Below are 12261 nucleotides of genomic sequence, written 5' to 3'. Positions count from 1 at the left end.
TTGGCTATTAAAGAATTATCAGTACTTCTAGGTGTTATCTTAATTGTAATCATGCTTATCATTCCGTTGCCGACATTAATGCTAGATTTTCTAATCATCATTAATATCTCAATTGCTCTCATTATTATCCTAGTAGCGATGAATACAAAAGAGCCATTACAATTTTCCATATTTCCAACCTTGCTATTACTTGTTACGTTATTCAGATTAGGTCTTAACGTTTCAACGACACGAGCGATTTTAGGAGATGGAGACGCTGGTAATGTAATTGAAACATTTGGTTCCTTCGTAGTTGGAGGAAATGCCTTAGTCGGGTTTGTTGTCTTCTTAATACTTATTATCATTCAGTTTATCGTAATAACAAAAGGGGCAGAGCGTGTATCTGAGGTCGGAGCACGATTTACGTTAGACGCGATGCCTGGGAAACAGATGAGTATTGATGCAGACTTAAATGCAGGTATGATTTCAGATATAGAAGCAAAAGAACGTCGTGAAAAAATTGAAAAAGAAGCAGACTTTTACGGAGCGATGGATGGAGCAAGTAAATTCGTAAAAGGAGATGCCATTGCAGGTATCGTTATCGTTATTATCAATATATTATTTGGTCTAATTATCGGTATGATGCAGCTTGGATTAGGATTAGGAGAAGCAGCATCGAAATTTACATTGTTAACTGTTGGCGATGGATTAGTCAGTCAGATCCCAGCGTTACTTATTTCAACAGCTACGGGAATCATCGTAACAAGAGCCGCTTCTGACGGAAACCTTGGTCATGATATTACAAAACAGTTAACCGCGTATCCAATGATGATGTATGTAGCCGGTGGGACGATTTTCTTATTAGGGATTGTAACACCAATTACACCTTTTGTTACATTTACGATTGCTGGGATTCTTATCTTCTTTGGATGGAAGCTTTCGAAAAGTGCGAAAGCCACGGTTCAACTCGAAGAGGCAGCGACGGAAGAAACTGACAATAAAGAAGATCTTAGGTCACCAGAAAGTGTTATTAATCTATTGCAAATTGACCCTGTAGAATTTGAGTTTGGCTATGGCTTAATTCCGTTAGCAGATGCCAATCAGGGTGGAGATTTACTTGACCGAGTTGTGATGATAAGACGTCAATTAGCACTTGAACTTGGGATGCTAGTCCCTGTTATCCGAATTCGAGATAACATTCAATTACAACCGAATGAATACACAATTAAAATTAAAGGAAATGAAATCGCCAAAGGTGAGCTTTTATTAGACCACTATATGGCAATGAGCCCGGGAATTGAAGATGAGAGCATTGTAGGAATTGATACGTATGAGCCTGCTTTTGGACTACCAGCTTTATGGATTGGGGAAGATATGAAAGAACAAGCTGAGTTATCAGGATATACTGTTGTTGACCCGCCTTCGGTTGTTTCGACTCATTTAACTGAAGTCATAAAGAAACACGCTCATGAATTACTAGGGCGTCAAGAAACGAAACAATTGGTCGACCACTTGAAAGAATCTTATCCTACTCTTGTAGAAGATGTAACACCAAATCCATTATCAATTGGTGAGATTCAAAAAGTATTAGCAAACCTTTTAAAAGAAAATGTTTCAATTCGAAACTTACCAATTATTTTTGAAACGTTAGCTGATTATGGACAAATGACAAAAGATATGGACTTAGTCACTGAATATGTGAGACAAGCACTTGCAAGACAGATTTCAAAGCAATTTGCGAGTCCCGGAGAGCCTCTTTATGTAGTAACGATTAGTGGGGGAATTGAAAAAAGAATTGCTGATGCCGTTCAGCAAACAGAGCATGGGAATTATCTAGCGATGGATCCAAATGAGTCGCAAATCATTATTGAGGCTGCTTCACAAGAAGTAGAACGCCTTTCACAAATGGGACAAATTCCGATTTTATTATGCTCACCAGCAGTACGGATGTATGTAAGACAATTAATAGAACGTTACTTACCTAATGTTCCTATCCTGTCTTACAATGAACTTGACTCAACGATTGAGGTACAGAGTATAGGGGTGGTGAACGTGGAATGAAGGTAAAGAAATTTACTGCAAAAACAATGCCTGAGGCTATGAAGGTCATTCGTTCAGAGCTAGGGCATGATGCAGTTATTCTTAATTCAAAAGAAGTAGAGACTGGCGGGTTCTTGGGTTTTTTCACTCGGAAAAACATTGAGGTAATCGCTGCTGTGGACTCGGTCCCAACAGTGAAGGTCCCTCCTAGAAAGGAGCCTCCTAGAAGGGAGGTTCCTCTTAAAGAAATACCTAAAGTGCGTCAACAATCAGATAAAGCTACTACACCTATTGTCGCACCTCAGGTACAATCGGATTTAGTCAATGAACTCAAGCAACTGAAACAGATGGTAACATCGATTTCAAATCAACAAGAAACAAAAGGAAAAGAGTACCCTGAACCTTTTCAACAAATAGATGATTTGCTAGAAGAGCAAGATGTAGCTGAACGCTTCCGTCTCGAAGCGATGAAACATCTATTAGAAAAATGGTACACCTCAGATAAGCAAAAAAATACAGAAGAACTGATACACGATGACTTATACCAATATCTACAAAGTCGGATGACTGTTCCGATGGGTGGCATTCAATATGATAAAAAGTATATAAATATCGTTGGTCCTACAGGTGTTGGAAAGACGACAACGATTGCGAAAATTGCCGCTCATTGTTTATTGAAACAACAAAAGAAGGTAGCTCTTATCACGACAGATACGTATCGGATAGCAGCAGTTGAACAATTAAAAACATATTCGAAAATACTCAACATTCCGTTAGAAGTCGCATATTCCATTGAAGACTTTAAAAAAGCTAAAGAACAATTTGCCAACTATGATTTAGTGTTAGTTGATAGTGCAGGACGTAATTTTCGAAATCCTTTATATATAGAAGAATTAAAAAAAGTCATTGATTTTAATGATGAAGTTGAGACATATCTTGTATTGGCGCTTACTTCAAAATTCAAGGACATGAAGGCTATTTATGAACAGTTCCAATTAATCACGATTGAAAAATTAATATTTACTAAAATGGACGAGACTTCTTATTATGGAGCGATGTTAAATATGATACTTCAATATGGGGTAGGAGTAGCTTATATTACGACAGGTCAAAATGTCCCTGACGATATTATAGAGGCAACTGATTCTACAGTCATCAACGCCGTACTTGAGGGTAAATCTTATGAATGATCAAGCTGAAACACTAAGAAGATTAATGGAAGAGCCAGAAACAACTGATACAAAAGTAATTTCCATTGTCAGCGGGAAAGGTGGAGTAGGGAAATCAAATTTCTCGCTAAACTTTGCCATCGCACTTTCAAACGCTGGAAAACAGGTTGTCCTCTTTGATTTAGATATAGGGATGGCCAATGTCGACATCTTAATGGGAATGACTTCTCGCTATAACATTGTAGATATGATTGAAAACGAAATGTCCATTTGGGATATCATCGAAAAAGGTCCTGGTAATGTCTCTTTTATCTCGGGAGGTTCAGGTTTTTCAACTCTGTTTAAGCTCACTCCTGAAAAATACGAACGTTTTGTAAGTCAGCTACAGCATTTACATCAGAAATTTGATTATATTTTATTTGATATGGGCGCTGGTGCATCAGAAGATAGTCTTAAATTCATCTTGTCAGCCAACGAAATCGTTGTTGTGACAACTCCAGAACCAACAAGCATAACAGATGCCTATTCAATGATTAAATTCATTCACTTACATGATAATTACTTACCTTGTACGCTTTTAATTAATCGTGCGGAATCTCCTAAGGAAGGCCAACAAACAGCAGATAACTTACAAAAAGTGACTCAACAATTTTTAGGGAAACAGCTTGGTGTTTTAGGAAGTATACCTAATGATAAAGTTGTAATGAAAGCAGTGAAAAATCAAAAGCCTTTTCTTCTGTATGAACCTGCTTCCAAACCAGCTCAAGCAATTACAAATATCGTACATGAATATATTGGGAATCAACAACCACAAAAACAGCAGTTATTTTCATCGTTTGTTTCGAAATTGAGGCGCTTTTTACCGTAGGCTAAATTAGAGAGAGGAGGATTAGAATGACAAAGGAAATTAGAGTACTGGTCGTTGATGATTCAGCATTTATGCGAAAAGTGATTACCGAAGTTCTTGAGGAAAACCGGTTCATTACAGTTGTTGGAACAGCACGAAATGGAAAAGAAGCATTGGTTAAATTAAACCAGTGCAAACCAAATGTCATCACACTCGATGTTGAAATGCCAGTTATGGATGGGCTAACCACACTAAAGGAAATCATGAGCATTTCTCCTGTTCCTGTTGTTATGGTAAGTAGCACGACAACAGTTGGAGCAGAAAATACTTTGCTCGCAATGGAGTATGGAGCAGTTGATTTCGTGGCAAAAACATCGGCTAAGGCCTCTCAAGATATTTATAAAATTAAAGATATTCTGATTGAAAAAGTACAACTCGCTTCAACAGTGAATGTTAACCAATTAGTTACTAAGCCTAAACCGATGATAAACAAGGAAACAAGCATTAATCATCCAGTAAAACAAGGCATACAGAAGCTCATAGCGATAGGGACATCAACAGGAGGACCAAAAGCACTCCAGGCAGTTCTTACGGGAATAAATAAAAACATTGTGGCACCAATTGTGATCGTACAGCATATGCCAGCAGGATTTACTAAGTCATTGGCGATGCGCTTAGACACATTGACTGATATACGAGTTAAAGAAGCTGAAGACGGAGACATTCTTCAAAATGGCTGGGCCTATATTGCACCTGGAGGATATCATATTGTTGTAAAAAACCATGAGGATACATGTAAATTGGTTTTAGATCAATCCGCACCACGAAAAGGTCATCGCCCCTCTGTAGATGTAATGTTTGAATCAATAGCTGAAGTAACGGGGTACGATATCATGACTGTCATCATGACAGGAATGGGTTCTGACGGGACAGAAGGCTTGATTCAATTGAAAAAACGAGAAAATTGCTATTCAATTGCAGAATCAGAAAAAACAAGTATCGTATATGGAATGCCGAAGTCAGCTGTTTTAGCAAAAGTAGTTGATGAAGTTGTGGATCTAGGCGAAATTGCTTCAAAAATAAATAGATACGGAATTTAAGAGGGCGAGGGAAAACGGATGAGTTTTTTGGAAAATATTAAGCCATATCATTTAGATGTTTTAAAGGAAGTTGGAAATATAGGTGCAGGGAATGCTGCGACTGCGTTATCGAAATTATTAAATCATTTTGTAGATATGAATGTACCAGCAGTTCGAATTGTTTCATTTCAAGAGATTACCGAATTGCTAGGTGGAGCAGATAACGTGGTAGCTGCTGTATTCTTACGAATCGAAGGGGATGCACCTGGGAATATGTTTTTTATGCTTTCAGTTGATGAAGCAGAGAAACTAATTCAAAAACTAACGAGGCAAGATAATTTTCAACTAACTCATCCGCCCTTTGATGAAATTGGACTTTCTGCATTACAGGAAGTCGGAAATATTTTAGCGGGTTCCTACTTATCAGCACTAGCTGATTTTACAGGATTAAACTTACAACCAACTGTACCTGGTCTTAGTATCGATATGGCAGGTGCCATATTAGGATATGGATTATTAGAATTCTCGCAAATTGGAGATTATGCCATTGTGATTGATACAAAGATAAACAAGGAATATAAAACGAAACAGGATGCAACCGGCCATTTCTTTTTGCTTCCTGACCCAGATTCTTTTGAAAGAATATTTGCCTCATTAGGGGTAGGTTTAGATGGCTGAAGTAATTAAAGTTGGAATGGCCGATTTAAACATCGTCAAACCCCCAAATACAATTAGGACAGCCGGACTAGGATCGTGTGTTGGGGTAGTCTTATATGATGAAGACACGAAAATTTCGGGTATGGCACATGTGATGCTGCCTGACTCAAATTTAAGTAAAACAGGGCAAATGAATGTGGCGAAGTATGCCGATACGGCAATTATAGAACTCGTTCGTTTGCTTGAAGAACAAGGAGCGTCTAAAAGACTGCTAAAAGCAAAAATGGCAGGCGGTTCTCAAATGTTTCAGTTTACGACCGCATCAGAAATGATGAGAATTGGTCCAAGAAACGTTGAAGCTGTAAAGCAACAGTTGTCTACAATGAGCATTCCAATTATCGCTGAAGATGTCGGTGGAAACAGCGGAAGAACGATTGAATTTAATCCAGATACGAATATGTTAATGGTAAAAACCGTAAATCAAGGTGTTAAAGAGATTTAATAAATGGCTTGAATAAGAAATAGATAAGACTAGGCAATGACTTGAATACATGGAGGTAATATGATGGCTATGGTTATGACCAAAACTGAAGAACAGGTAATTTGGGAAAAGTGGATAACTGATAGAGATACAGATGCAGCAGATTCTCTTATGCAACTTTATATGCCCCTTGTTAACTATCATGTAAGTAGAATTGCTGTTGGGTTACCTCGGAGTGTAAATAAAGATGATTTAGTTAGTCATGGCATGTTAGGTTTATTTGATGCACTTGAAAAATTTGATACGAGTCGCGATTTGAAATTTGATACGTATGCTTCGTTCCGAATAAGAGGAGCAATTATTGATGGCCTTAGAAAAGAAGACTGGTTACCAAGGTCACTACGTGAAAAATCAAAGAAAATTGACGGGGCTGTGGAGCGATTAGAACAACAATATGGGCGGCATGTTGATATCTCTGAGGTTGCTAAAGAACTTGGCGTAGGAGAAGAAGAAGTAGCACAAGTCATAAGTGAGAGCTTTTACTCGAATATGCTTTCGATTGATGAGGAAACGAATGACTCTGACCGAGAAGAAACGTTTAAAGCAACGATTGTAGATAAGCAGATGCTAACACCTGAAGAAAGTAGTATGAGAGCTGCACAAAAAGCAGAATTAGCGAAAGTCATTGAAAATCTTTCTGATAAAGAGCAGCTTGTAATTTCTTTGTTTTATTTTGAAGAGCTAACGTTAACTGAAATTGGACAGGTATTGGATTTATCGACATCTAGAATCTCACAAATTCATTCTAAGGCCCTTTTTAAACTTAAACAATCTATTGAATTCTAAGTGAATAATCAGCGAAAAGGACTTGATAAAATGGGGAAATTAGATGGCTTGTTTGAAGTAACAATTGCAAATAATAAGATGTCTGCAACCATTACGAAGATAGAACAAATCCCGAATGATTGTGATTGGAATAAAGACGAAATCCTTGATTTTCTGAAAAACGCTAAAATTAGCCATGGAATTAAGGAAGAAGTTATACAACACATGGTTTCAGATCCACACAATGTTTCCTTTCCTGTAGTTATCGCTTCAGGACAAGAACCTGTTAATGGAAAGGATGCCTATTTGAAGGCCATTTCAGTCGTACACGAAAAGCAAAATCTTACGATGCAGGACAAAATTAATTTTAAAGAGTTGAATACGATTCCGGTAGCTACAAAAGGGCAAGTAGTTGGTGAAAAGATAGAAGCAACAAAAGGTGTACCAGGGTTTAATGTGATGGGGGAGCCAATTGTTGCTAGGCCAGGTAAAGATATAAAGCTAAAACCTGGGAAAAACGTCGAGTTAAGCAATGATGGGAAAAAGCTGATTGCACAAACAGATGGACAACTTACCATTGAAAAAAAGACCATTCATGTTTTTGAGGTTTATGAAGTAAATGGCGACGTAGGAATGAAAACAGGAAATCTTTCTTTTATTGGAAGCATAACGATAAAAGGCAATGTTCCGACAGGTTTTAAAGTTAAAGCTGATGGTGATATCCGTATTTATGGAACGGTTGAAGGAGCAGATCTTGAAGCAGGTGGATCAATCTTTGTTTCAGCTGGTATTCTTGGACAAGGAAACGGTCGAATTTTTGCCAATGGAGATTTGCATACGAAGTTTGTGAGTCAAGCCAATATTCAAGTTGAAGGGGATATATTTGTTGAGCAAACGATACTTCATAGTACTTGTTCTGCTGGAGGAAAAGTCGATTGTACGAAAGGCAAGGGAATCATTGTAGGTGGGAGTATCTCTGCTGGAACAGAAATTCTTGCCAAAGATATAGGAAATGATATGAATACGAGAACACCATTATTCATTGGAGTAACTCAAGCTACACTTGAACGAGAAAAACAAGCCCGGAAAACACTTGAACAATCAAAACAAGAACTGGAAAAACTAACAAAGCTTCTTCAAGTTTTTGAAGTAAAAGAAAAACAAGGACTTACTCTTGCAGCGAACGAACGAATTATGAAGTTGCGTATTCGAAATACGTATGCGGTTACAAATGAAAATATCGATGATTTTAATGATGAACTGACAGAATTGCAAGAAAAAATGCAAGCACAATTAACTGGAAAAGTCGCAGCTAGTCAAACGATTTATCCTAATGCATCAGTTACGTTTGGTAAATACCGAAAAAAATTTACTGTAAAGCATGACCATATAAAAATTGTACTTAATGATGGTGAAGTGAAAGTATTACCCCTATAATATAAATAAGGATATGTTAGCTCCGGCTATGATTAGGGGGATATTATGAGTATAAAGCCAATTGAAATGCAAGGTTCTGTTCCACGTTCTCAAAATATCGGGAAAATTCAAGAACAACTTCAGCAAAGAGGTCAAAATGCACAAGAACAAATCGCCTCTGACCATTTAAAAGAACATAATATAAAACGAAAACAAGTGAATGAATCCAAGGAAGCGGAACAGCCTAAAAACAATAAAGAAGGCCAAGGAAACGGCAGTCAGAATAAGCAAAAAGAAAAAGAAAAAAAACAACAGGAAATGAAAAAGGCCTATCATCCCTATAAAGGGAAGTTTATCGATTATTCTGGATAAAGGAGTCGAGTAATGCAATCTTATTTTCTCGTAATTAGTTTTATATTGCATGTTTTTACTATCCTATGGATTTTTACATTATTTCAAAAAATAAACCATTCAGTGAATCAAACGATAAATGAAGAAAAATTAAAAGCTGAAATTGAGGACTTATTAGTTGCTTATACGGCAGAAATGAAAGAAGAAAATGAAAAGCTATTAAAAGTAATCAATCAAAACGTAACTCCAAAAAGAATAACAAAGCTTGAACCTTTTGAACAAAATGAAATAGAAAGAACTACTCCAATACACAAGGGTCTTGAAGAGAAAGTTGAAGAACCTAAAGTCGAAAGAAATGAAAAAGAATATGACGATTATCTTCCTCCAGTTGTTGAAGACCAACAAGTAGATATGTACGAGCAATCAGATACAGCAAAGGTCATCGCGTTAGCTAAGCAAGGAATGAGTGCAGATGATATTGCAAAAAAATTAAACTTAGGAAAAGGCGAAGTCGCCTTAATGCTTAAGTTTTATCAGTCGTGAAGAATGGCGATAATCTAATAAAAATATTTTGTCGACTTGCTATTCCTAAATCATTGTGGTATATTAATCCACGGTGTTAAATCACACACGCTTTCTAATTTGCGTAATGGTGCTACCTAGTAGTCTTGCGTGAACATGATGAGAGCGGAGGAAAATAAAAACCAAGAGGAGGTGTTGAATGTGGCAGTAATATCCATGAAACAATTATTAGAAGCTGGGGTACACTTTGGTCATCAGACTCGTCGTTGGAACCCAAAAATGGATCGCTACATCTTCACAGAAAGAAACGGAATTTATATCATTGACTTGCAAAAGACAGTGAAAAAAGTCGAGGAAGCTTACAACTTTGTAAGAGAAATCGCACAAGACGGAGGAAAAGTGCTTTTCGTTGGAACGAAAAAACAAGCACAAGACTCTGTTAAAGAAGAAGCTGCTCGTTGTGGAGGCTACTTCATTAATCAACGTTGGTTAGGTGGAACATTAACAAACTTCGAAACCATCCAAAAACGTATTTCTCGTTTAAAGCAACTTGAAAAGATGCAAGAAGATGGAACGTTTGATGTCCTTCCTAAAAAAGAAGTAATTATTCTTAAAAAGGAAATGGACCGTCTTGAAAAATTCCTAGGTGGAATTAAAGACATGAAGAAAATTCCTGATGCATTATTCGTAATTGATCCTCGTAAAGAGCGCATTGCGATTGCTGAAGCACGTAAATTAAACATTCCTATCGTTGCGATTGTAGATACAAACTGTGATCCAGACGAAGTTGATTATGTTATTCCTGGTAACGATGATGCAATTCGTGCAGTTAAACTTTTAACTGCTAAAATGGCAGATGCTGTTATCGAAGCGAATGCTGGTTCAATTGAAGAGCAAGAAGCTGTTCAAGAAAACACAGAAGAAGCGAACGTATAATTTCATTTAATGTCAGGAAGGGTGGTAAAGGGGGTTGCCCTTTATCACCTTTTTTTAAAAAGAAAAAACGCGAGCGATTTTTTCTTGAAAAAAGCGTTGGATTTGCCTTGAACGTGGCATACTCATTAACAACGTGCAAAAATGATTGACGATACCTATACATATGTAAATCTAAGGAGGAAACAAACATGGCAGTTACTGCAAGCATGGTTAAAGAATTACGTGAAAAAACAGGTGCTGGAATGATGGATTGTAAAAAAGCACTTACTGAAACAGATGGTGATATGGAAAAAGCGATTGACTATTTACGTGAAAAAGGAATTGCAAAAGCGGCTAAAAAATCTGACCGCATTGCAGCTGAAGGTTTAGCATTTGTTGAGCAAGAAGGAAACAGAGCAGCTATCGTAGAAGTTAACTCAGAAACAGATTTTGTTGCTAAAAACGAAAACTTCAAAGCATTAGTAGCAGAACTTGCGAAGCATGTATTATCTCAAAATCCTGCATCTGTTGAAGAAGCTCTTCAACAGCCATTACAAGGAAACGGTGATACTGTTGAAAAGTACATTAACGGACAAATTGCAAAAATTGGAGAAAAAATCTCTCTTCGTCGTTTTGAAGTAATTGAAAAAGGTGACAATGCTGCATTTGGTTCATACCTTCATATGGGTGGAAGAATTGGTGTGTTAACTGTTCTTGAAGGAACAACTGATGAAGATTTAGCTAAAGATATCGCAATGCACATTGCAGCTATCAAACCAACATACGTGAACCGTGATGGAGTTCCTGCTGAAGAAGTAGAGCGTGAAAGAGAAGTATTAAAACAACAAGCTCTAAATGAAGGAAAGCCTGAAAATATCGTTGAAAAAATGGTAGAAGGTCGTATTAGCAAATTCTTTGAACAAGTATGTCTAATTGACCAACCATTTGTAAAAGATGGAGATCAAAAGGTTGGAAAGTATGTAAAGAGCAAAGGTGCAGAAGTTAAGCTATTTGTACGTTATGAAGTTGGAGAAGGTATTGAAAAACGTGAAGATAACTTCGCAGAAGAAGTTATGTCTCAAGTGAAAAAATAATAGGTGAGCTCGTTTCGGGTTCATATGATATGATACGTAAAGGGAACACGGAAGATTTACTCTTACTTGTGTTCCCTATTTTAAAAAAAGCATTGCTGAAGTTGACTACATAGAATGAAACATAAGAAGCTAATGGAGGTTATGATGAGCAGTAAGTATAAACGAGTCGTCTTAAAACTTAGTGGAGAAGCTTTAGCAGGAGAACAAGGGTATGGTATTGACCCTGCAGTCATCCAATCGTATGCTTCACAAATTAAAGAAATTGTTGAATTACAAGTTGAAGTGGCCATTGTTGTTGGTGGAGGGAATATCTGGAGAGGTATGGCTGGAAGTGCAAAAGGAATGGACAGAGCAACAGCTGACTACATGGGAATGTTAGCTACAGTCATGAATTCTCTTGCTCTTCAAGATAGTCTTGAAAACATTGGCGTACAAACTAGGGTTCAAACGTCAATTGAAATGAGACAAGTGGCCGAGCCTTATATTCGTCGTAGAGCGATTCGACATTTAGAAAAGAAGAGAGTTATTATTTTTGCTGCAGGAACAGGTAATCCTTATTTTTCAACGGATACGACGGCTGCATTACGTGCTGCTGAAATTGAAGCTGAAGTAATCTTGATGGCTAAGAACAAGGTGGATGGAGTGTATAGTGCTGACCCATCTAAAGATGAGAATGCTAAAAAATATCATAGTATTACTTACTTGGATCTTCTTAAAGAAGGATTGGCTGTTATGGATTCAACCGCTTCATCGCTATGTATGGATAATAATATCCCGCTTATCGTATTTTCCATTACAGAAGAAGGTAACATTAAAAGAGCAATATTAGGTGAAGAAATTGGAACAGTAGTTAGGGGGAATTAATAATGTCAAAAGAATTAATCAA

General features: G+C 37.2%; 13 protein-coding genes. All 13 read left to right on the top strand.

Features of this window, described 5'->3' with window-relative positions:
* The 13 genes from flhA to pyrH all read left to right on the top strand — a co-directional run bounded on the left by flhA (window position 1) and on the right by pyrH (window position 12239).
* On the top strand, window positions 1-2040 hold the full coding sequence (gene flhA, locus BK585_RS15610) for a flagellar biosynthesis protein FlhA (RefSeq protein ID WP_078554652.1): 2040 nt from the start codon (window positions 1-3) through the stop codon (window positions 2038-2040).
* Window positions 2037-3209: a flagellar biosynthesis GTPase FlhF gene (gene flhF, locus BK585_RS15605; RefSeq protein WP_078554650.1), complete on the top strand. Its 1173-nt coding sequence runs from the start codon at window positions 2037-2039 to the stop codon at window positions 3207-3209. The genes flhA and flhF overlap by 4 nt, the downstream gene beginning before the upstream one ends.
* On the top strand, window positions 3202-4056 hold the full coding sequence (locus BK585_RS15600) for a MinD/ParA family protein (RefSeq protein WP_078554648.1): 855 nt from the start codon (window positions 3202-3204) through the stop codon (window positions 4054-4056). Before flhF ends, BK585_RS15600 begins: the two co-directional genes overlap by 8 nt.
* Before the next feature lie 26 nt (window positions 4057-4082).
* Entirely contained in the window at window positions 4083-5135 is a 1053-nt protein-coding gene (locus BK585_RS15595; protein ID WP_078554646.1) for a protein-glutamate methylesterase/protein-glutamine glutaminase, read from the top strand.
* An 18-nt stretch (window positions 5136-5153) separates the two neighbouring features.
* The gene (locus tag BK585_RS15590) at window positions 5154-5792 is read left to right on the top strand and encodes a chemotaxis protein CheC (protein ID WP_078554644.1); all 639 of its coding nucleotides are present in this window, start codon (window positions 5154-5156) and stop codon (window positions 5790-5792) included.
* Window positions 5785-6273 (top strand): chemotaxis protein CheD, encoded by a 489-nt coding sequence (locus tag BK585_RS15585; protein WP_078554642.1) that lies wholly within the window; start codon window positions 5785-5787, stop codon window positions 6271-6273. The genes BK585_RS15590 and BK585_RS15585 overlap by 8 nt, the downstream gene beginning before the upstream one ends.
* Before the next feature lie 63 nt (window positions 6274-6336).
* Entirely contained in the window at window positions 6337-7098 is a 762-nt protein-coding gene (locus BK585_RS15580) for a FliA/WhiG family RNA polymerase sigma factor (RefSeq protein ID WP_139367577.1), read from the top strand.
* A gap of 30 nt (window positions 7099-7128) precedes the next feature.
* Entirely contained in the window at window positions 7129-8514 is a 1386-nt protein-coding gene (locus BK585_RS15575) for a FapA family protein (protein WP_078554640.1), read from the top strand.
* 45 nt (window positions 8515-8559) lie between these two features.
* Complete coding sequence (locus BK585_RS15570; protein ID WP_078554638.1) at window positions 8560-8865, top strand: hypothetical protein; 306 nt, start codon at window positions 8560-8562, stop codon at window positions 8863-8865.
* A gap of 12 nt (window positions 8866-8877) precedes the next feature.
* Window positions 8878-9387 carry a DUF6115 domain-containing protein gene (locus BK585_RS15565; RefSeq protein ID WP_078554636.1) on the top strand — a complete coding sequence of 170 codons (510 nt, stop codon included), beginning with the start codon at window positions 8878-8880 and terminating at the stop codon, window positions 9385-9387.
* Window positions 9388-9567: 180 nt separating this feature from the next.
* Complete coding sequence (gene rpsB / locus BK585_RS15560; RefSeq protein WP_078554634.1) at window positions 9568-10302, top strand: 30S ribosomal protein S2; 735 nt, start codon at window positions 9568-9570, stop codon at window positions 10300-10302.
* Window positions 10303-10490: 188 nt separating this feature from the next.
* Complete coding sequence (gene tsf, locus BK585_RS15555; protein WP_078554632.1) at window positions 10491-11375, top strand: translation elongation factor Ts; 885 nt, start codon at window positions 10491-10493, stop codon at window positions 11373-11375.
* Between the two features lie 141 nt (window positions 11376-11516).
* A complete protein-coding gene (gene pyrH / locus BK585_RS15550; protein WP_078554630.1) occupies window positions 11517-12239 on the top strand; it encodes a UMP kinase in 723 nt (240 codons plus the stop codon).
* Window positions 12240-12261 lie beyond the last annotated feature (22 nt).

The organism is Bacillus alkalicellulosilyticus (genome assembly GCF_002019795.1).
Classification (GTDB): Bacteria; Bacillota; Bacilli; order Bacillales; family Bacillaceae_F; genus Bacillus_AO; species Bacillus_AO alkalicellulosilyticum.
Note: the sequence above shows the minus strand (reverse complement) of the source record. Positions and strands in the feature narration are given on the sequence as shown.